The sequence below is a fragment of the Paenibacillus sp. FSL P2-0173 genome (assembly GCF_038008045.1).
GTDB classification, from domain to species: domain Bacteria; phylum Bacillota; class Bacilli; order Paenibacillales; family Paenibacillaceae; genus Paenibacillus; species Paenibacillus polymyxa_B.
In genome coordinates this window covers 1,771,231-1,792,086 of record NZ_JBBOYK010000001.1, presented here as the reverse complement: position 1 = coordinate 1,792,086, position 20,856 = coordinate 1,771,231, and the positions used below count along the sequence as shown (strand labels likewise).

Below are 20,856 nucleotides of genomic sequence, written 5' to 3'. Positions count from 1 at the left end.
AGTTTATTGAGATGTCCGAATTGTAATTCCAAAGATATCGGCAAAATCGGCTCCCATCAATTTTATTGCTGGGGATGCTTTATCGAACTTCAGGTGAATGGTGAAAAAATGTCTGTCTACCAAGTGGAAGAGGATGGAACGCTCAGTTCGCTGGACGACCTATTCTTTGGAGATGAGATGGCACAACAGGACTTGCCGCAAATTCATGCTTCTTCCTAAGCTTGACACCGAAAGTGGACAGGCTGCTTGCTAAGAGGTGTGATCTACATACGCTTAGTAGGTTGGATAATGCTTGATAAAAACAACGAAGAGGGTGCCCCGAACGGCCATATTGGCTGGGGCACCCTCTTTTGTATACCGTTTTTGTGAAGATGGTTAGTTCTACAATTTAAAGCGTTTGACCTCTTCCAATAAAAGATCTGCATGAGAATCGAGTTTGGCAGAAAGGTCGGCAATATTGTTCATGGCATGACCTTGTTCTTGCACAGAGGAAGCCACTTCCTCTGTAGATGCTGCACTTTGTTCAGAAACAGCGACAACGCTGGAAATGACATCGGAAATATGTCCAGCATTCACACGGAGATGATCTGTGGCGGAGGTAACGTCCTCAATTTGGGCAAGCATATGCTGAGAAGCCCCACGAATGGATTCAAACGCCTGTCTCGTTGCAATGGCAGCATGCTCCTGTTCTACAGTTACAGCAAGAGCCTTCTTCATTTCCTCCGCGCTTTGTACTCCTGCAATTTTAATTTCTTCCAGCTTACTCATGATACTGTCACTGGAAGTGCCCGCTTGTTCAGCCAGCTTTCTCACTTCTCCCGCGACGACGGCAAAACCTCGTCCGTGTTCTCCGGCCCGTGCCGCTTCGATGGATGCATTGAGGGCTAGCAGGTTTGTTTGTGCGGCGATATCGTGGATGGCCCCGGCCAACCGCTCAATATCCTGAGTTTTCAGCGCGAGCGAATCTACAGCTTCTCCTGCCGCAGTCGTCGTTTGTCTGGACTCGGCGGCCAGTTTCGCTTGACGTTCTGCTGTTTCATACCCTGCAAGCACGGCAGAATCTGTTTCGAATACGGCAGTTTGGGTCCGTTTAACACTTTCGCCAATCTGGTCGATGGAGCCTGTCATGTGAGTCAGCTTCTCAGAGCCGGAATATACAGCCTCAGCTTGATCGCTCGCTCCTTGGGCAAGCTCCTGAACTGCACTGGAGATTTGTGACGCGATGGTTCCAGTATCCTTAGCGTGCTGATGCATATCATGGGAAGCTGAACTGACATCGCCCGCCGTATCTGATACCTTGCGCAACAGGTGAGAGAGATTATCAGACATGATATTAAAATCTGTCCCCAGGCTGGCAATTTCATCTTTACCTTTAACATCAACACGAGCGGTCATATCGCCTTCAGCTATACGTTTGACATTCGCTTGGAGTCTGCGAATCGGCTTAATAAAGTTGTTTGCCGCCCAGATCGCCAGCAGCATAGCGACAATCAAGATGATAGCAACCGTTATAATCAACATATTACGAGTGGAGTAATACTCCTGAAAAGCAATATCTTTGGAAATGGACAACCCTACAATCCAGCCTGTGCTAGGCATCTTTTTAAAATAAAGCTGACGGTCACTACCATTATAGCTATAGTCTGTTTCTCCCGAAGCTGCGCTCAGCAGGGCCGCGGTTGATGAACCCAACTCGGGATTGTCCTTGAGGTTTTTGCCAGCCAGCTTGTTGTCTGGGTGCGCGATCACGGCTCCATTTTGGTCAATCAAAAATGCGTAGCCCAATCCGTTCAGGTCTATGCTTTTAATTATTTTTGTCATATCGTTGAGCATTATATCCTCGCTGACCACACCAGTGACGGAGCCATTCGAATTTTTGAGAGGCTTCGCAATAGAAATGGTGAAATTCGTACTATTTGCATCAATGTACGGGGACGAGTAATACATTTCTCCCTTGGTTTTGGCATCCTTGTACCACGGTCGAGCGCGAGGATCATAACCTGCTTCAAACCAGCCAGATCCATCCCAGTAGGCTCCATCTTCAAAGCCTGCGTAAATATTGGAAATATTTTGATCTTTATAGTTTTGAAAAGCTGCCTTCAGAGATACGGCTTTGGCATCTGATGAAATATCGCTGGATTCCAGACCTGCAGCCAATGTTTCAATAATTTTGGCATTACCACCTATCCATCCGTCGAGCTGATTGACGGTTTCGGAGGTTTTGCTGTTCATAAGCTCTTGGATATCATGATTGGCCTGATTTTTAACGCTTGTCATGCTAATGATCGACAATGGCCCAGCTGCAACGATAACAATGCAAGTGAAAAGGAGAATAAGCTTGATTTTTAAGTTCATGTAACGACCCCCGATGTTTCAGAAATGTGAAAACTTAAAGTAGTGCTTTGTACTTATATCGTCAGATGGAATGACTTTGTTAATTGTTTTCATCCGTTTTCATCATTTTTTTACAATGGTAATCTATGGGGCATTCCAGACTCGCGGGAAGGATTAAAGTAGAGGTACAGGCATATACTTAAAGGAGGCTAGTCCAGTAAGGGGGCACGAAATGGAGCAATTAACGAAAAGTAGACTGTTCCGGTACGGAATATGGACGCTGCTGGGACTTGTCATTCTATATTTTATCTGGCTGCTGCGACCTTTGTTTTTGCATTTGTATGAATTTCTGAAAACAATCATTGCTCCGTTTGCGGTAGCGATGATCATCTCCTATGTACTTAATCCGGTTGTCAGTATGCTGGGCGGTCGCAAGGTGCCTCGAAGCGTAGCTGTGCTGCTCATCTATGCTGTGTTTTTAGCCAGTCTCGTTGTGATTCTGATGAACCTGATTCCGATGTTCATTGAACAACTGGATGAGCTGAATGAGCATCTGCCTGAGCTGACCATGCATGCACAAGGATTAATGACGAATATGGATAGCGGCATTTTGCCCCAAGGGGTGCGAACGGGTATGAATCAATGGTTTTTCCAACTAGAGAATCGGATGGCAACAGGGATTTCTAACTTTATGGATAACATCGGCGGGATGATCAATATGCTGTTCAATGTGTTCATTGTACCGTTTCTCATTTTTTATATTTTGAAGGATTTTGATGTGTTCGAGCGGACGATTGTGTCTTACCTCCCGCGTTCTCGTCGCAAGGCGATTGTAACGGTACTTAAGGAAATTGATCAGGCGCTTGGCAACTATGTCAGGGGACAATTACTGGTATGCGTCATTATTGGAGTGATGGCTTATCTTGGATATATGCTCATTGGCATGCCTTATGCGCTGTTGCTGGCAGGAGTGGTTGCGATTTTTAACATCGTTCCGTATTTGGGCCCCTTTTTGGGAGCCGCTCCGGCAGTAGTCATGGCTTCTACGGTCTCCTTAAAAATGGTGCTTTTGGTCGTGGTCGTTAACACCTGTATTCAAGTGTTGGAGAGCAATGTCATTTCTCCCCAGGTGGTGGGACGAACGTTGCATCTGCATCCGATAGCCATTATTTTCGCTCTGCTAGTGGGTGGGGAAATTGCGGGAATTACCGGCTTGATTTTAGCGGTTCCCGTGATGGCAGTTTTAAAGGTAGGACTTCAGCATTTTTTTGCTTATTACGTGAAGCGGAAAACAATCTGATTTTGTCCATACACCGTATGTATCTTGTCTGAAATCGCGTTGACACGGCTAAATGACATGGATATACTGAGTTGAGTATGTTTAAATGTGTTTATCCAGTAGGGAAAGCTCATTTCGAAGTGCGGGCTGAACCCGCCGGGATGCTCCCGTTACCAGTGAAAACAAGGCGATCGATCGTCCGTTAAGCAAATGTTGGTGTGCAGCTTGCGCATGGGCATTTCGTACAGAGGGGACGGCGTTAACCAGGGTGGTACCGCGATACAATCGTCCCTGATCCGTTCAGGGGCGTTTTTCTGTTTTTTTATGGCCTGTGCCAGGAACCAGTGACACCATAATTAGGAGGCTACTTATATGAAAGCTAGTGAAATCCGCTCCAAATGGCTGGAGTTTTTTGAAAGCAAGGGACATGTGATTGAACCAAGCGCGCCGCTTGTTCCACATAAAGATCCTTCCCTGCTGTGGATTAATGCGGGTATGGCACCGCTTAAGCCTTATTTTGACGGACGTGTGAAGCCAGAAAATCCACGTATTGCCAATTCGCAAAAATGTATCCGGACGAACGACATTGAGAATGTCGGCAAAACGCGCCGTCATCACACTTTTTTCGAAATGCTCGGCAACTTTTCCATTGGTGACTATTTTAAGGAAGAAGTCATTACATGGGCATGGGAGTTTCTGACGGATCCAAAATGGATTGGTTTTGATCCGGAACGTCTGGCTGTAACTGTGTATCCTGAGGATGAGGAAGCGTACAAGCTGTGGAACGAAAAAGTTGGACTTCCTGCCGAGCGTATCATCAAACTGGAAGATAACTTCTGGGATATCGGTGAAGGCCCTTGTGGACCTTGTACGGAAATCTTTTATGATCGTGGCGAAGCCTACGGCAGCGACATGACGGACCCTGAAATGTATCCGGGGGGAGAAAATGAGCGTTATCTGGAAGTGTGGAACCTCGTATTCTCACAATTCAACCATAACAAAGACGGTAGCTATACGCCGCTTCCAAACAAAAATATTGATACAGGGGCTGGATTAGAGCGTTTTGCATCCATTTTGCAAAATGTGGATTCCAACTTTGATACGGATATCTTCCAGCCACTAATCCAAAAAACAGCGGCGATGGCAGGAGTAAAATATAACGAAAATGTGGACAGTGATGTGGCTCTTAAGGTTATTGCTGACCATGTCCGCACCGTAGCTTTTGCAATTGGTGACGGTGTGCTGCCTTCTAATGAAGGACGGGGTTACGTGATTCGCCGTTTGCTGCGCCGGGCTGTGCGCTATGGAAAAATGCTGGGCATGAACCGTCCATTTATGTTTGAGCTGGTGGAAACCGTTGGGGATGTCATGGGTGTGTATTACCCTGAGGTAGTGGACAAGCGTGATTTCATCATCAAAGTGATCAAAACGGAAGAGGAACGCTTCCATGAAACACTGACAGATGGATTGGCAATTTTGTCCGATATCAGTGCTCAGGCGAAGGCCGAAGGTCGCAATGTCATTAGCGGAGCAGATGCTTTCAAACTGTATGATACGTACGGGTTCCCATTCGATCTCACAGAGGATTATGCGGACGAGCAGGGCTTGAAAGTAGACCGTGAAGGTTTTGATGAAGCGATGCAGGAGCAACGCAAACGTGCCCGTGATGCTCATCAGGACAGCGCGAGCATGAAGATTCAGGGCGGAGCTTTGTCCGATCTGGCGGTTAAAAGTGAATTTGTTGGATATAATGACCTCGTAACTGAGTCTAAAATAGTGGCGATTGTATATGAAGATGTACTGGTGGACAGTGTTAGTGAAGGGCAGTCTTGTCAGGTCGTGCTGGATGTGACTCCTTTCTATGCCGAAAGCGGAGGACAAGTCAGTGACCAAGGCTTGCTGCGTGGAGGTACGGTAACTGCGAAGGTCGAAGGGCTGTTTAAGGCGCCACAAGGTCAGCATGTGCATCAGGTTGTTGTAGAAGCCGGTGAGCTGAACGTTGGCGATACGGTGAAAGCAGAAGTAGATCAAGCTTCACGTGGAGAAATTGAGAAAAACCATACGGCTACACATTTGCTTCACAAAGCGCTTAAAGAAGTGCTGGGTGACCATGTCAATCAAGCGGGTTCTTTGGTAGAGCCTGGGCGTCTGCGTTTTGACTTCTCCCATTTTGGAAGCATTACACCAGAAGAGCTGGCGGATATTGAACTGCGTGTAAACCGTGCCATCTGGAGCCAACTGGATGTTAGTATTGAACTGAAACCGATTGATGAAGCCAAGGCTCTCGGAGCAATGGCGCTGTTCGGTGAAAAGTATGGAGATATCGTACGGGTCGTTAAGGTAGGCGATTACAGCATTGAACTATGCGGTGGCTGTCATGTCAGCAATACTTCGCAAATTGGCTTGTTCAAGCTTGTCAGCGAGAGCGGCATTGGATCAGGTGTACGTCGTATCGAAGCGGTGACTGGACGTTTTGGCTTTGAATATATGGAAGGTCAATTAGAGCTGTTAAAGGTTTCGGCTGGGCTTGTAAAATCCAAGCTGTCTGAGGTGCCAAAGCGTATCGAATCTTTGCAGCAACAAATTAAAGACCTCAGTCGTGAAAATGAATCGCTGCAAAGCAAGCTGAGCGTTATTGAGGCGGGCCAGCTGACCGATCAGGTCGTGCAAGTAGGCGGGGTGCAGCTGTTGGCTGCACGCGTGCAGGCTTCCAGCATGGATGCGTTGCGTGCGATTGCTGATGAACTGAAAGGGAAACTTCCGGCTGCTGTGCTGGTGCTCGGCGCTGCAATGGACGACAAAGTTAATTTTGTCGTAGCAGTTCCGGCAGAGCATACCAAGGCTGGACTTCATGCAGGCAAGCTCGTGAAAGAAATTGCTGCCGTATGCGGTGGCGGTGGTGGCGGACGACCTGACATGGCGCAAGCCGGTGGTAAGGATGCCAGCAAGCTGGACGAAGCACTTCAACGTGCGCATGAACTGGTGTCGGCAGCCTCACAAGGATAAAGTTCGATAATTTTTGCGGATTTTTGGGAAAAAACGGGCTTAGATATTTCCTTGTAGGGCTTTGCTTATGGTATGATGTAAAAGAATAAGCTGGCATAAACATGTACACATGTTTTGTGGAAGCGAGGTGTCAACAATGGATTCCATGGACAAAACGGTCAAATTTAATGTCAAGGCAGATGAGAAGGAAGCTTCTGCTCAGGAAATTTTGTTGACCGTATATGATGCGTTGGTAGAAAAAGAATACAATCCGATCAATCAAATCGTCGGCTATTTGCTATCCGGTGATCCGGCTTATGTGCCACGGCATAATAATGCCAGAAGCCTGGTACGTAAAAAAGAGCGCGATGAGTTGATTGAAGAGTTGGTTCGTTTCTATCTCGCCAAGCACCGTTAGGAGACAGGCATGAAAGTAATGGGATTGGATTACGGGGATCGCCGAATTGGGGTCGCCGTAAGTGATGCCTTCGGCTGGACCGCCCAAGGATTGGAAGTCATAGAACGACGCGGTGACGACAGCGAGTTCGGTAAAATTGCAAATTTAGTTCGTGACAATGAGGTGGGCGAGGTTGTTGTAGGTTTGCCAAAAAACATGAACGGAACCGTGGGTCCACGCGGTGAGATTTGCATCGAGTTTGCGAACCGACTCAAGGAGTTACTGGGTTTACCCGTTCACCTTTGGGATGAACGGCTGACGACGCGTTCGGCGGAGCGTACGCTTCTGGAGGCCGACGTCAGCCGAAAAAAACGCAAGCAGGTGGTAGATAAACTGGCCGCAAGCCTGATCTTGCAAAACTATTTGGACGCACACAGTACAAGGTGAGGGGGATTTCGTAATGGCTGAAAATCAAGTGGGTATGGAAGAAGAGCCGGAAATTATTTATATTGCCGATGACGAGGGCAACGAGGAAGAGTTCGAGGTCATTATGAAGTTTGAGGTAGATGGTTCCGAAGCGAAGTACATGATGGTTGCGCCAGTGGACCCTGAAGCTGATGAGTCCGATGTGTACGCCTTCCGTTACGAGGAAGAAGGCGATGATATTAAATTGTTTGTGATCCAAGACGATGCCGAATGGGAAATCGTCGAAGAGACCTTTAATACATTTGTAGAAGAAGATGAAGAGGAAGACGGGAAATGACGAGCTATTCACGTGAAGACCTGAGTTGGACCTCTGATTTGAAGGAAACGTTCGACGGCGATGTAGAGCTGCAGGATGAACAGGGCCATGCGATTCGCATGGAATTGGAAGCAGAGTTCAAGGTAGGTGAGCAACGGTACGCCGTATTGCGTAGACCTGGGGCTGCTGTTGGCGAACATGAACTTTACCATGTAAGCTCATCCACAGACGGCGAAATTTCCATCACCACCATTGAAGATGATGATGAGTGGGAAGATATTTCCGAGCTGTACGACGAATGTACGTTGCCGGAAGAACTGTAAGTCTGGATAACGATGAGATCAAACCTGAAAGGGCGGACCAGTCCGCCCTTTTTGGCTGTGAAGGAGTTGGGTGGATGTGAAGCGAAGGACAAGGATGTTTACGTTATTTCTACTGCTTATCATTATAGCAGGAGGTGCAGCCCTCTATATCTGGAATGCCATGCAGCCTGTTCAGCCCCAAACACAACCCGTTGCTTTTACGGTGGTGCAGGGAACAGGAACATCGGCTATTGCAGATACGCTGGAGCAAAAGGGACTTATACGTAATGCGCTCGTGTTTAAGGCTTATGTAAAATTCAAACAGCAAGGAAGCGGATTTCAGGCCGGAAAATATGAGGCGAAGCCTGGCGCAACCTTTGATCAGTTGATTACTAAGTTATCGGCTGGAGATGTTGTCAAAGAGGAAATGATTCGTTTTACAATCCCGGAAGGTTTTACGATTAGACAGATGGCTGATAAGCTGCAAAAGGAAGGACTGGCAGACCGGCAGCAATTTTTGCAGCTGGCCAACGATCCGTCCGCTTTTGACGTCGCGCTAGTGCGGGACATTCCAAAGCAGGCGGGGCTTCGCTATGCGCTGGAGGGCTATCTTTTCCCGGAAACCTATGAGCTGAAAAAGGGTAGTACGGCCAAAGATATTATACAGGTGATGCTAGAACAGACACAAAAGCGGTTGGAAACTGTTTCCGATTTGGATGCGAAGCTGAAACAGCGGGGTGAAACGCTGCATCAACTGCTGACAGTTGCTTCTCTCGTAGAGCGCGAAGTGGTTGTGGAAGATGAGCGGTCTGTAGTAGCTGGCGTCATTTATAACCGACTCAAACAGGATAAGAAGCTGGAAATTGATGCTACAGTTCAATATATGCTGGATAAGCAAAAGGAACGGCTGTATTACAAGGATTTGGCTGTGGAAAGCCCTTATAATACGTATATGCATCAGGGACTTCCACCAGGGCCGATTGCAAGTCCCAGTCTGAAATCAGTGATAGCGGCTTTACAGCCGAAAGCTACAGATTATTTGTTTTACGTGACCAAAAAAGATGGGACACATGAACATTTGTTTGCCAAAACGTATAAAGAACATTTGCATAACATTCAGGTAAGTAACCGTAAGACAAATTAGGAGGTGAGCCTATGGCTTACAAACCCGAACTACTGGCAACTGCCAGCTCTCCGGAGGATGCCCGCCATATGCTGGAGGCTGGAGCTACTGCATTACTTATTGGAGATGACCGCTTTGGAATGCGGCTGCCGGGACATTTTACACCGGACCAAATCCGTGAAGTGGTGGAAGAGGCACGGAAGCATACGGCGCAGGTATACGTATCCATGACGAATTTGATGACGAACGAGCTATTACCACTCCTTCCCGAATATGTGCAGACCCTAGCTGGATGCGGCATAGACGCCATTGAGTTTAATGATCCCGCAGTGCTCATGGCCGTGAAGGAGTACGCCCCGCATCTTAAGCTGTTCTGGAACGGTGAGATGATCTCCACCAACTTCGCAACCGCCAACTATTGGGGTGAAAAAGGAGCTTCCCGGGTCATTTTGGCTCGTGAGCTCAGTATGGATGAAATTACCGAAATGATACCAAAGTTAAACATAGAAGCACAGGTTCAGGTACATGGCATGACCAATATTTATCACTCCAAGCGTAAGCTTGTTCAAAGTTATATGCTGCACCAGGGACGTAATGTAGAAGGCGATTTGGGTAGAGGGCGCGGCTTGTTTCTGATTGAAGCAGAGCGGAAGGAAGAGAAGTTCCCCATCTACGAGGATATTAATGGGACACATATTATGAGTTCAGATGATTTTTGTATCATGGAGGACCTGCATATTCTGATGGAGGCGGGCGTGCATAGCTTTAAGATCGAGGGCTTATTGAAACCTACGGCTTACAATGAGGCGGTTGTTCGTGCTTATCGTAAAGCCATAGATAATTATACAGCTGACCCGGATGCTTATGCTTATGATGAAAGCTGGCTGGATGAAGTTCGCCGTCTTCAAGATCCGGAACGGGAACTTTCCTTCGGATTTTTCTATAAAGAGCAGGTTTATTAATTTTAAAATGAATTCACAGAGGGGGGAACGTCATGGGGACGATAACCAAAACGAGAAAATATATAGGTAAACGGAATCGTCTGGATAAGCCGGAGCTATTGGCTCCTGCCGGAAATCTGGAAAAGCTGAAGTTTGCCGTTCACTATGGCGCGGATGCTGTATATATTGGTGGACAAAAATATGGTCTGCGTTCTAACGCCGATAATTTCAGTTTTGAAGAAATGCGCGAAGGTGTAGAATTTGCTAACAAGTACGGTGCTAAGGTGCTTGTAGCCACCAATATCTATGCCCATAATGAGGATATTGCCGGAATCGAAGAATACTTGCGCAATCTGTACGAGGCAGGAATTCATGCCGTTATCGTCGCTGATCCGGCTATTGTATCCGTGGCATTGCGTGCTGTTCCTGGATTGGAAGTGCATTTGAGTACACAGCAGTCCACACTGAACTGGCAAGCGGTAAAGTTTTGGAAAAACGAGGGACTACCGCGTGTGGTACTGGGACGTGAGACCAGTTTGGAGGAAATCGAAGAAATTAAAAAGCATGTGGACATCGAAATCGAAGCATTCGTCCATGGTGCGATGTGCTCTTCATTTTCCGGCCGCTGCGTGTTGTCCAATCACTTTACAGACCGTGATTCCAATCGTGGGGGATGTTGTCAGTCTTGCCGCTGGAAATACGATTTGTTTGAGGATGCCCGCCCAGGTGAGGTTTGGATATCTGAGGAAGAGGCACAGGAGAGCAATGCACTGAAACAGTTCCAGCTCGGTGTTAACCAGCTTCCACTGTTCGAAGAGAGCGATAATGCCTTTTCTATGGGTTCCAAGGATCTGTGTATGATTGAAAATGTCCCTGATCTGATTGATGTAGGTGTAGACAGCTTTAAAGTGGAGGGACGTATGAAGTCCATTCACTATGTGGCTACCGTCGTGAATGTCTATCGTCAAGCGATTGATTCCTATATGGCTGATCCTGAAAATTATGTGCTCAAACCAGAATGGATTGAAGAAATTAACAAGGCAGCCAATCGTCCGTTGAATACAGGTTTTTTCTACGATACACCGGATCATGAAGATCATATTTATGAGCCGGAAGAAAAGGCAGTCCCTTATGATTTTGCCGGACTGGTCATGGACTACGATGCCGCGAGTGGCATTGCAACCATTCAACAACGGAACCATTTTAAACCAGGGCATGAAATCGAATTTTTCGGTCCGAACGGAACATTCTTTAAACAAACGGTCGGAACGATCTGGGATGAGGAAGGCAACGAATTGGATGCTGCTCGTCACCCGCTTCAACGAATTAGAATGAAGGTAGATCAGCCCGTATCGTATTTTGATATGATGCGTAAAAAGAAGTAAATAAGCCTTAAGTCACAGGTGAAAAGATTCAAAAGCCTCTCCTATCGGTTGGAGAGGCTTTTTTTTGAATAGTTTTCTAGGAAAAAAGTTTCACAAAATTTAGTTGATACTCAAAGGAAAGCTACATTCCTTGTCGAATAGTTCCGATAGAAGTTATATAGATAATAGATACATAATGGATGACGTGGAATTAGAAACTAATTATATGGTGGTAGGTGAGAGAAATGGGTTTACGGAAAAAAGAGGGGAATACAGCAAAAAGGCAACCCAAGAAAACGGATCAAATGCAGGGTTTGAAAGGCAGTAAAGTGACAACGGATAAAGAGGAACAAAAGGTTGCGGTGTCTTCGAAGGTTGCCCCCTGGGTAGCTGAGGCGACTCGTAAAGGTACACACAATTTAAAGCGTTTACTTAAGCCAGAAAGGTACAGTAAAGATTTCATGCATTTGGTCAAAAACTATAATCCGATACGTTCGGTTGGAATGAAGTTGTTTCTGATCTTTTTTGCGGCAATTATGTTATTTGTGGTCAGCTTGGGGATGCTCTCATACTACAAGGCTAAAAGTACGATTGAGCAAAATGCAGCTACGGCTTATCAGCAGACCGTCCAGCAAACTTCAGAAAAGCTTGATATTATTCTAGAGCGCTTTCAAGACACGTCGACACAGGTATTTTTCGATACTGAATTAAGTGATCAGTTGCAAAAGGCAGTAAAGCAAGATAAAAATCCCTTTGCATCTTTTGTTGCTATGGGCGAAGTGAATAAGAAGCTAACGAATCTTGCTTTTACGAATAAAGCGATTGATTCAATGTACTTGTACCCGGAAGAAACCAATTTAGCTGCTATGGGCACCGGAACACAAAAGGATGTACGGCAGGAAGAGTGGTTTAAGGATATTTTGAAAAACAAAGGAATTGTTTGGCTACCTACGCAGGTGAATGACAATGGTAGCAAGACCTTTCGTCTGGCACGCTCCATGAACAGCATGTCCGGGTTGGGAGGGACTTATGTTCTGGTTATGGATTTAAAGTCCAGTGCGGTGGAGGACGAGTTAAAAGGTATTAATTTGGGTTCAGGCAGTATGATTAGTCTTGTGACAGACAAGGGTGAGTTTGTAGGTTCTAACAATGAGGGCTTGGCAGGAGGAAAGACAAAGCTGGATTACGTGTCCAAGCTTGAAGGGATCGAAGGAAATCAAATTATGGAGCAGGAAGCAGACGGCAAAAAGCAAAGTGTGCTTGCGGTTCATAATACACTGGGAACTTCCAAGTGGATTCTCGTGGGTGTAGTACCTGTATCTGAGCTGGTGAAAGACGCTAAGGGGATACTAACTACAACCTGGATATTTGCCGCAGTGGCTGCACTCATTGCATTGTTCATTGGCCTGTGGATCGTGCGTCTCGTGGCTCGTCCATTGACACATCTGAAGGATTTAATGGTCGAAGGCGCCAAAGGCAACTTGCAAATCCGAACGAACTATAAGGCTCAGGATGAAATTGGGCAGTTGTCAGAAAGCTTTGATACGATGATGGAGCAAATTACATTGCTGGTAGAACAGACGAATGCCTCAGCTCAGGAGGTTCTGAATACAGCGACGGAACTAGGCGATGCCTCGAAGAAGACAGCCATTTCAGCCAAAGAAATTGCAGCAGCAACGGAAGAGATTGCTCATGGCGCCGCCAGTTTGGCAACAGAGGCTGAACGTGGCAGCGGACTTACCGGGAATATATCTCAGCAAATGGATACGGTTATGGCTTCCAATCATGAAATGAGTCTGGTCGCACAAGAAGTTGAACAATCCAGTGAACAAGGGACCATTCAGCTGAAAAATCTATTGAGCAAGACTAAGGTTACGGAAGAAACTACGCATGCTCTGGTGGGCAAAGTAGATGAACTGAAGAAGACAACTTCCGATGTCTTTAAGGTGCTGGACGTATTACAGGATATTGCTAAACAAACGAACATTCTATCACTGAATGCGACGATTGAAGCAGCACGAGCGGGGACGGCTGGGCGTGGTTTTATGGTGGTAGCTAATGAGGTTCGGCAGTTGGCTGAACAATCACGTCAAGCTATTCGTACGGCTACAGGCATTACTAACAACATCGTCAATGAAATGAATGAAACGGTACAGGCATTATCTGAGGTGTACCCGCTGTTCCGGGAACAGATGGGAGCCGTGCAGGAAACAACGGACATTTTCCAATCGGTTCAGCAGCAAATGGGAGAGTTCGCGCTACGATTGGGAACGGTCACTGCCTCCATTCATCATCTGAGTGAATCGCAGACCACTTTGTCCGAGGCAATGACCAATGTAAGTGCGGTAGCCGAGCAATCCTCAGCTACTTCGCAGGAAGTCGCTTCGCTCAGCACTGAACAGGCTAATATTGGTAATCAACTGGTAGGTTTGTCGGATAAGCTGGAAGGAGTATCAGTGAACTTGAAGGAACAGCTTTCGCGGTTTACGGTGTAGATATAACAAAACCATGGAAATCAGGATTGTCACTGATCTCCGTGGTTTTGTACTTTTTATTAGTAGATGTGCTTAAAAATCCCTCAAGAAGGAAAGCAAAAGATGAATACAAACACAAAGGTAGCTTGGGTTGTACTGGCCATTACCATTTTTATTACGGTTTTTTATTCGTTAGACGAGTTTTTAAATTGGAGCCCAGAAGCAGACATCACAAGATACAAATAAATTCGGAAACCCATTCACGTTAAAAGTTGAGTGGGTTTTCTTTTTCAACTACAGGACATACTACTGGAAAAAAGATGAAAGAAGGATGGGTGTGCCGAGGCGTGGTAGCAGTTTCATACGAAAACGTCGAATTGCATATATGGGCTTGGGGGTGATGGCGCTACTGCTGATTTTATTATTCCGACTGGCTTGGATTCAGGGGACAGCGGGCATTCATATGTCCGTCTATGGGGGGCATTCGCTTAAGGAAATGTCAGCACGTCAGCGACAGGAGGGCATTTCTATCGACTCTGGACGTGGACAGTTTACGGACCGGCATGGGCAACCCTTGACTGGCGGAGTCGTATGGGCGCCAGTGCTTTTTCCCGATGTAGATGGCAAAGCGGCTTTACATGGCGAAGAACTGGCCAAGCTACTGCGTACGAATAAAAAGCAACTACTGACACGATGGAAAGGGCTGCAATCCCCGCTCATATGGCGAGATGGGCGCGGAGAGCCCGTACAAATCAATCCGAATGAAGCAGGCAAGCTGCTGAAGCTAGCCCCTTCGCTTATTGAGCTTGTACCTTATGCGAAACGTTACAGGGATTTGCCCAATGGCAGGCAATGGCTTGGCTTTCTGTATGAACGTGCCGACCGAGCGAGTGAACTGCCGATGGGGGCAGCCGGGCTGGAAAGAACGCTGGAGCCGCTGCTGAGCGGCGTCGGTGAAACGTTCGTCTCCCGATTTGTAGATGCGCAGCGTCGTCCATTGACTCATATACCGTTGCGTGTCAGTGCTCCATCCAATGGTCACTATCCTTTACAAGTGCAGACTACAATTGATCTACCTATACAGGAACAGATTGAAAAGCTGACGGAATCTAGTCATTTGGCAGAAGGGGCGGTGGTAGTGCTCGATGCAGGCAACGCGGATTTACTGGCGATGGTGTCTCGCCCTTTTTATAATCCCGGTCATGTTGATCCGCAGAAAAAAACAGACTGGTCTAATCGTGCCCTCAAGGCGATAACGCCTGGATCCATTTTTAAGTTGGTTACGGCTGCTGCTGCACTTGAATCAGGTGTTGTCCAACCGCAGGAACAATTCCATTGTCATGGAACTTATGGCAAGTACGGTTTGGCTTGCTGGAAAAAAGAAGGACACGGTACCCTGAACCTGGAGGAAGGGCTTGCCGTATCCTGTAATAGTGTATTCGCTCATCTCGGCGAACGGCTTAATCCTGAGCAAATTCAGGCCACAGCCTCTGCACTGGGATTGAGCCGAACTGTGGGCTGGCAGGAGCGGAATCTTGCAGGACTACCTCAATTCAGACCGCTGGATCACGAAGAAAAGGGAGCCGTATTCGGCTCCCATACGAACGCGTATGATCCGGGCGTACGTGTACAGACAGCTATCGGTCAGCGCGATGTGCTGGTAACGCCTCTCCAAGCTGCCAATCTCATCGTCACCTTGCTGCACGAGGGTCAAGTACATGCACCACGCATTGTCAAACGCATTAGCTACGCAGACGGTAGCACCTTACTGGAACTACCTGCTCATGCTGCATCTTCACCCGAGGGCAGCCGCTCGATTCACACATCGACGGCTCGCACGCTTCGTGAAGCAATGGAAAAGGTTGTGACACAGGGAACTGGTGCCTCCTTGCGTAATAAATCATGGATTCTGGCCGGCAAATCGGGTACGGCCCAAGCTTTAAAGAACGGTCAACCTATCAATCACCAGTGGTTTATAGGCTATGGTCCGATAGAGCGGCCTCGTTATGCGGTCGCCGTCCTTGTGCAAAATGCTTCAACACATTCTGCAAATCAAGCTACAGCACTGTTTGGTCAAGTAATGGATCTGTTAGCTCAATCCTCTTGAGTACCACGAGTAGCTTCACGATCTTCCTCCTGGATTTTTACGATAAACGGGGGCTCGTCAAATTCCTCTGTCGGAAACCGAATCCATTTCTGCAGATAGCCTTGCTGCCACAATTCCTTGAGCAAAATGATCAGAATGGGAGACAGGATTAATCCGGCCAGTCCAAAGATGGACAACGATATAATGGCAAAGGAAAGCATCAGATAGGCAGATGAAACACCGATGGAATTACCAGTGATTTTAGGCTCTGCCAGCTGGCGGACGATCACCGTCACAGCCATGACAATAAGCAGGCCTACAGCCAGGCCGGTATTGCCTGTGATGAACAGATACACGGCCCACGGAATAAAAATAACAGGCACACCCAGCAAGGGCAGAATATCAAACAAAGCTGCCACGAGCGCCAATGAGAGGGCATTATCCACTTGCAAAATGAGTAAACCTATAAATACGAGAACAAAGGTAATCCCTACCAGTAGAGCTTGAGCCTTGAGAAAAGCGGAGATAGCTTTAAGTACGTGATTTTTTAGAAAAAGGTAAGCAGTTTTTAGTGTCTTGGGTGTTTTACTACGAGCAATGCCCTTCCAAAGATTAATTTCCATACTTAAAAAGAACGCTAAAATGATGGCAATGGCAAAGTTGCCCATAAAAACAGTGAAAGAACTGAGGAACTGTATGAAAAAGGATAATCCTAGCTGTGCCCACTTCGTAGCAATGGTGGTGGCAGTCGCAAAATAATCATTCACACGTTCAGTAACACTCGGAGGTAAAGCAGCGATTTTATCTTGAGAAAGATGAAGATATCGCGTGAATTCCGCTTGGATAATCTGAGTATATTGTGGGAGGTTTTGCGCGACTTTCGTAAATTGCGTAACCAGAATCAGGCCCAATCCGAAAAAAATAGCAAGTAAGAGGATGATAAATAGCAATACGGAGAGTGCGGAGGCAAAAGGCTTTTTCATTCCTTTCCGATGAAAATAACGGGCAGCAGGTTCAATGCACCAGAACACGACGAACGAAAGGAACACAGGTGCGGCAAGTTGATACAGTTTGCTGGATACGAACATAATTAAATACACGGTTAATACGATCAAACCGATATCAAAAACGGTACGCCAATATTTTTTGTACAAGGGAAGCATATGTATACAACGACTCCTTTTAGATTTTTATTTATTGTACACTAAATTGGACCTCAATGCTGACCATATGCAATAGCGAAATCTCGGCATGTTTGCTTCATTGTGATAATATATAAGTAAGTGAGTTTTCCTCAGGAAGCCTGCTTGGGGAGTTCAGAATAGAAAAGTGGGGATAAAACGTGCAGACTTTGCTGTTATGGATGTTTTACATTTCAACTTTTTATGCTTTTATTCCGGCGCTGGTTAGTCGTATATTTGGTTTCCGGGTGTTCAGGCGCGGCAAAAGTGAGCAAGAATATGCACTCACCTTTGATGATGGCCCTGATCCAGTGTATACATCACAGCTGCTTGATTTACTGAAGCGTTTTGATGCCAAGGCTACTTTTTTTGTTGTTGGGATAAATGCAGAAAAACACCCTGAGCTTCTGAAACGCATGCATGATGAAGGTCATCTAATCGGTATTCATAATTATGTGCACAAATCGAATTGGCTTATGAGGCCTGTTACCGTCAGAAGACAAATTGCTCAGACAGAGTCAGTCATTCGTCGAGTAACTGGCGAGGGAACGACCTTTTATCGCCCACCTTGGGGGATAGTGAACTTTTTTGATATTTCCAACACCCATGGTCGTCGAATCGTATTATGGTCCTCCATGTTCGGGGACTGGAAGGCCAGCATCGGAGCGAAACAATTAGCGGAGAGAATGCTCAAAAAGCTGAGGGGTGGCGAAGTGATGCTGCTCCATGACTGTGGTACGACATTGGGGGCAGACGTGGAAGCGCCCCAGAATATGCTAATCGCACTGGAGAAGCTGCTGAGGGTCGCCCAAGAACGACAATTACGCAGCGTACGGGTGGATACCTTGTTTTGCCGTCAGTCTGTCAATAAACCTACTGCCTCCGAGATGTCCAGTACGGGCTGGTTAAAAAGAACGCTGGTATTTGGATGGCTCCAGTATGAGCGGCTATTCCATGTTTTGTTTCGTCTTCGTCCCGTAAGCAAGGAGGATACGATCTTTTATTATCGTCGCCGTATCTATCATGGGCCAAATGTAAATATGGAGAACAGCAGGTGGTTAGAAAAAGGGGACCCGATAATTGAGCTTCATTTTGATAATAGAAAGTTATTTCAATTGGGTTCGACGGCAAAGTCGATGGTACATCTAGCTATTCAATTAATTCGGATTGTAAAAAAACAACTTCCTGATCTGGCCCAACGCATTGTACATGATTCTGAAATGAAGGGTGTAAAGGCGATATACGCAGTAAGTATGATTCATCGGGGACCAGAGAAGTTGGGATTTCAAGTTCGGGAGCTTCCCAAAGGACTGTTTAAGCATGTGTCCACTGTATATCTAAAGCTGTTATTTCGTGTTATCCATCCTTTGGGTTCAGAGCAATTGAGTGAAAAAAAAGATGTAATGGTACCGAAACTGATTGTGATGCCAATGGATACCTTGTTTGACCGTTTTCATCAGGGAGGCTTACACCGCTCAGACGAAGCTCTTGAGCAAACAGCACAGCGAGATGATGTCCATACACTCAACAGCGAAATGACTGAATAGGCTAACCCTAATGACCTAATAAAAAAATCCTCTCGATCCTTTGTTAGGGTCGAGAGGATTTTTAGCTGTTTATAAAGTAATCCTATCTTGGCAACGCATTTAGATTTTCATAATTCCGCCGTTACTTGCGTTCGTTACCAGCTTGGAATAACGTGCCAGGTAACCCGTTTTTACCTTCGGCTCGAAGCCTTTCCAGTTGGCGCGACGACGTTCGAATTCTTCGTCCGTAATGTGGAGCTCAATCTTACGATTGTTCAAGTCCAGCTCAATGATATCGCCGTCCTCAACAAAAGCGATAGGTCCGCCTTCTGCTGCTTCGGGGGAAATATGACCGATGGAGATACCACGGGAAGCACCTGAGAAGCGTCCGTCTGTAATCAGACCCACCTTGGCACCAAGCCCCATGCCCACGATTTGTGAAGTTGGAGCGAGCATTTCAGGCATACCAGGTCCGCCCTTTGGACCTTCATAACGGATAACAACAACGTGTCCTTCATTAATTTTACCGTTGGCGATACCTGCCAGTGCATCTTCCTGTGAATCAAAGCAGATAGCAGGACCTTTGTGATAACCACCAACCGAAGGATCAACTGCACCGACTTTAATGATGGAGCCTTGCGGTGCCAGATTACCGAATAATACAGCTAGGCCGCCACGTTCAGAATAAGGGTTGTCCAGTTTATGGATGACGTTAGTATCCAGAATTTCCTGACCTTCTACGTTTTCACGAATGGTTTTTCCGGTCACAGTAATACAGTCTCCATGCAGTGCGCCCGGTTTCTTCAACAATTCATTCAGCACTGCGCTTACGCCGCCTGCATTATGGACATCCTCAATATGATAGTCGGAAGCAGGTGCCAATTTGGACAAATGAGGTACGCGGTTTGCGACTTCATTAATACGTTCGATAGGGTAGTCAACTTCTGCTTCATGGGCAAGTGCCAATGTATGCAATACTGTATTCGTGGAACCGCCCATTGCCATATCCAATGCAAATGCATTATCAATAGCCTCTTTAGTCACGATATCACGTGGTTTAAGATCAAGCTTAATCAATTCCATCAATTGGCGTGCAGATTGTTTAACGAATTCTTTACGTTCTTCTGCTACTGCGAGAATGGTGCCGTTACCCGGCATAGCCAGACCCATCGCTTCTGCGAGACAGTTCATGGAATTCGCTGTGAACATCCCTGAACAGGAGCCACATGTCGGACAGCCATATTGTTCTAATTCAAGCAAGCTTTGATCGTCGATTTTACCAGCCTGATATGCACCTACGCCTTCGAAGACGGAGGTCAGGGAAATAGAGCGTCCGTTCTTGTCTTTACCAGCTTTCATAGGACCGCCGCTGACGAAAATAGTTGGAATGTTAACGCGCAATGCGCCCATCATCATGCCAGGGGTAATTTTATCACAGTTAGGAATACAAACCATGCCATCAAACCAGTGAGCGGAAACGACAGTTTCCAGAGAGTCAGCTATAATTTCGCGGCTTGGCAGAGAATAACGCATACCGATGTGACCCATGGCAATGCCGTCATCTACACCGATGGTGTTAAACTCGAAAGGTACACCGCCTGCCTCACGAATGGCTTGCTTGACAATTTTTCCGAATTCCTGCAAATGGACGTGGCCCGGTACGATATCAATATACGAGTTGCATACCGCAATAAACGGTTTGTCAAAATCTTCTTCCTTGACACCCGCTGCGCGCAGCAAGCTGCGGTGAGGAGCGCGGTCAAAGCCTTTTTTAATCATATCGGAACGCATTTTCGTCTTAGCTGTCATGATGCTGGTTTCCCCCCAAAGTATAAAAATAGTATGGCGTTCAATGGACGCCGTAATAGCGCAGATGTTTTCTAAAGAGTCTATCATAGATGTGAGCTTTTTTCTACATATATGAAGATTTTGAAAAAGTACTAGTAGGGTTCTGTAATCAACAATATATAGACATGAGCAGTTTTATTTGTCTATATATTGCATTTAGAAGAGTTAGAATTTGATTATATTAGAAATATGTATACTGACATGTTTGCGTATCAGGTAAAATATGAAAGAGCCCATTCCGCAATAAAGCGAATGGGCTCAAGCTTGTTTTATG

Annotated in this window: 16 protein-coding genes; 13 read left to right on the top strand and 3 right to left on the bottom strand. The window is 46.4% G+C overall.

Annotation, left to right across the window (positions count from 1 at the left end):
* Positions 1-6 precede the first annotated feature (6 nt).
* Positions 7-219 (top strand): hypothetical protein, encoded by a 213-nt coding sequence (locus tag MKX30_RS07840; RefSeq protein WP_013311529.1) that lies wholly within the window; start codon positions 7-9, stop codon positions 217-219.
* Between the two features lie 162 nt (positions 220-381).
* On the opposite strand, the gene MKX30_RS07835 is transcribed toward MKX30_RS07840, so the two are convergent.
* Complete coding sequence (locus MKX30_RS07835) at positions 382-2,355, bottom strand: methyl-accepting chemotaxis protein (RefSeq protein ID WP_053325957.1); 1,974 nt, start codon at positions 2,353-2,355, stop codon at positions 382-384.
* A 211-nt stretch (positions 2,356-2,566) separates the two neighbouring features.
* Between MKX30_RS07835 and MKX30_RS07830 the strand changes: the two genes are divergently transcribed.
* From MKX30_RS07830 to MKX30_RS07780, 11 genes are all read left to right on the top strand, one after another.
* On the top strand, positions 2,567-3,634 hold the full coding sequence (locus MKX30_RS07830; protein WP_023989907.1) for an AI-2E family transporter: 1,068 nt from the start codon (positions 2,567-2,569) through the stop codon (positions 3,632-3,634).
* Between the two features lie 351 nt (positions 3,635-3,985).
* The gene (alaS, locus tag MKX30_RS07825; protein ID WP_053325956.1) at positions 3,986-6,619 is read left to right on the top strand and encodes an alanine--tRNA ligase; all 2,634 of its coding nucleotides are present in this window, start codon (positions 3,986-3,988) and stop codon (positions 6,617-6,619) included.
* Between the two features lie 136 nt (positions 6,620-6,755).
* Positions 6,756-7,016: an IreB family regulatory phosphoprotein gene (locus MKX30_RS07820; protein ID WP_007431624.1), complete on the top strand. Its 261-nt coding sequence runs from the start codon at positions 6,756-6,758 to the stop codon at positions 7,014-7,016.
* A gap of 9 nt (positions 7,017-7,025) precedes the next feature.
* Positions 7,026-7,442 (top strand): Holliday junction resolvase RuvX, encoded by a 417-nt coding sequence (gene ruvX, locus MKX30_RS07815; protein ID WP_014282932.1) that lies wholly within the window; start codon positions 7,026-7,028, stop codon positions 7,440-7,442.
* Positions 7,443-7,455: 13 nt separating this feature from the next.
* Complete coding sequence (locus MKX30_RS07810; protein WP_023989904.1) at positions 7,456-7,758, top strand: DUF1292 domain-containing protein; 303 nt, start codon at positions 7,456-7,458, stop codon at positions 7,756-7,758.
* Positions 7,755-8,060, top strand: coding sequence for a DUF1292 domain-containing protein (locus tag MKX30_RS07805; protein ID WP_013311522.1), 306 nt, complete (start codon positions 7,755-7,757; stop codon positions 8,058-8,060). The genes MKX30_RS07810 and MKX30_RS07805 overlap by 4 nt, the downstream gene beginning before the upstream one ends.
* Positions 8,061-8,154: 94 nt before the next feature.
* Entirely contained in the window at positions 8,155-9,183 is a 1,029-nt protein-coding gene (mltG, locus tag MKX30_RS07800) for an endolytic transglycosylase MltG (protein WP_069079958.1), read from the top strand.
* 11 nt (positions 9,184-9,194) lie between these two features.
* Positions 9,195-10,124 carry a peptidase U32 family protein gene (locus MKX30_RS07795; protein WP_023989901.1) on the top strand — a complete coding sequence of 310 codons (930 nt, stop codon included), beginning with the start codon at positions 9,195-9,197 and terminating at the stop codon, positions 10,122-10,124.
* 32 nt (positions 10,125-10,156) lie between these two features.
* Positions 10,157-11,488 carry a peptidase U32 family protein gene (locus MKX30_RS07790; protein WP_013311519.1) on the top strand — a complete coding sequence of 444 codons (1,332 nt, stop codon included), beginning with the start codon at positions 10,157-10,159 and terminating at the stop codon, positions 11,486-11,488.
* Positions 11,489-11,712: 224 nt separating this feature from the next.
* Positions 11,713-13,962 (top strand): methyl-accepting chemotaxis protein, encoded by a 2,250-nt coding sequence (locus tag MKX30_RS07785; protein WP_341062705.1) that lies wholly within the window; start codon positions 11,713-11,715, stop codon positions 13,960-13,962.
* A 310-nt stretch (positions 13,963-14,272) separates the two neighbouring features.
* Entirely contained in the window at positions 14,273-16,048 is a 1,776-nt protein-coding gene (locus MKX30_RS07780) for a peptidoglycan D,D-transpeptidase FtsI family protein (RefSeq protein ID WP_339200719.1), read from the top strand.
* Here MKX30_RS07780 and MKX30_RS07775 read toward each other — a convergent pair.
* Positions 16,036-17,190 (bottom strand): AI-2E family transporter, encoded by a 1,155-nt coding sequence (locus MKX30_RS07775; protein ID WP_023989897.1) that lies wholly within the window; start codon positions 17,188-17,190, stop codon positions 16,036-16,038. The two genes, MKX30_RS07780 and MKX30_RS07775, sit on opposite strands and share 13 nt — an antisense overlap.
* Positions 17,191-17,369: 179 nt before the next feature.
* Between MKX30_RS07775 and MKX30_RS07770 the strand changes: the two genes are divergently transcribed.
* The gene (locus MKX30_RS07770) at positions 17,370-18,755 is read left to right on the top strand and encodes a polysaccharide deacetylase family protein (RefSeq protein ID WP_068941984.1); all 1,386 of its coding nucleotides are present in this window, start codon (positions 17,370-17,372) and stop codon (positions 18,753-18,755) included.
* Between the two features lie 99 nt (positions 18,756-18,854).
* On the opposite strand, the gene ilvD is transcribed toward MKX30_RS07770, so the two are convergent.
* Positions 18,855-20,543: a dihydroxy-acid dehydratase gene (gene ilvD, locus MKX30_RS07765; protein ID WP_023989895.1), complete on the bottom strand. Its 1,689-nt coding sequence runs from the start codon at positions 20,541-20,543 to the stop codon at positions 18,855-18,857.
* Positions 20,544-20,856 lie beyond the last annotated feature (313 nt).

Excerpts from the sequence above, each read along its gene's own strand:
- MKX30_RS07775 (WP_023989897.1), bottom strand. The coding sequence starts at position 17,190 with ATGCTTCCCTTGTACAAAAAATATTGGCGTACCGTTTTTGATATCGGT.
- mltG (WP_069079958.1), top strand. The coding sequence starts at position 8,155 with ATGTTTACGTTATTTCTACTGCTTATCATTATAGCAGGAGGTGCAGCC.
- MKX30_RS07810 (WP_023989904.1), top strand. The coding sequence starts at position 7,456 with ATGGCTGAAAATCAAGTGGGTATGGAAGAAGAGCCGGAAATTATTTAT.
- MKX30_RS07835 (WP_053325957.1), bottom strand. The coding sequence starts at position 2,355 with ATGAACTTAAAAATCAAGCTTATTCTCCTTTTCACTTGCATTGTTATC.
- MKX30_RS07780 (WP_339200719.1), top strand. The coding sequence starts at position 14,273 with ATGGGTGTGCCGAGGCGTGGTAGCAGTTTCATACGAAAACGTCGAATT.
- MKX30_RS07805 (WP_013311522.1), top strand. The coding sequence starts at position 7,755 with ATGACGAGCTATTCACGTGAAGACCTGAGTTGGACCTCTGATTTGAAG.
- MKX30_RS07820 (WP_007431624.1), top strand. The coding sequence starts at position 6,756 with ATGGATTCCATGGACAAAACGGTCAAATTTAATGTCAAGGCAGATGAG.
- ilvD (WP_023989895.1), bottom strand. The coding sequence starts at position 20,543 with ATGACAGCTAAGACGAAAATGCGTTCCGATATGATTAAAAAAGGCTTT.
- MKX30_RS07795 (WP_023989901.1), top strand. The coding sequence starts at position 9,195 with ATGGCTTACAAACCCGAACTACTGGCAACTGCCAGCTCTCCGGAGGAT.
- alaS (WP_053325956.1), top strand. The coding sequence starts at position 3,986 with ATGAAAGCTAGTGAAATCCGCTCCAAATGGCTGGAGTTTTTTGAAAGC.
- MKX30_RS07790 (WP_013311519.1), top strand. The coding sequence starts at position 10,157 with ATGGGGACGATAACCAAAACGAGAAAATATATAGGTAAACGGAATCGT.
- ruvX (WP_014282932.1), top strand. The coding sequence starts at position 7,026 with ATGAAAGTAATGGGATTGGATTACGGGGATCGCCGAATTGGGGTCGCC.
- MKX30_RS07830 (WP_023989907.1), top strand. The coding sequence starts at position 2,567 with ATGGAGCAATTAACGAAAAGTAGACTGTTCCGGTACGGAATATGGACG.
- MKX30_RS07785 (WP_341062705.1), top strand. The coding sequence starts at position 11,713 with ATGGGTTTACGGAAAAAAGAGGGGAATACAGCAAAAAGGCAACCCAAG.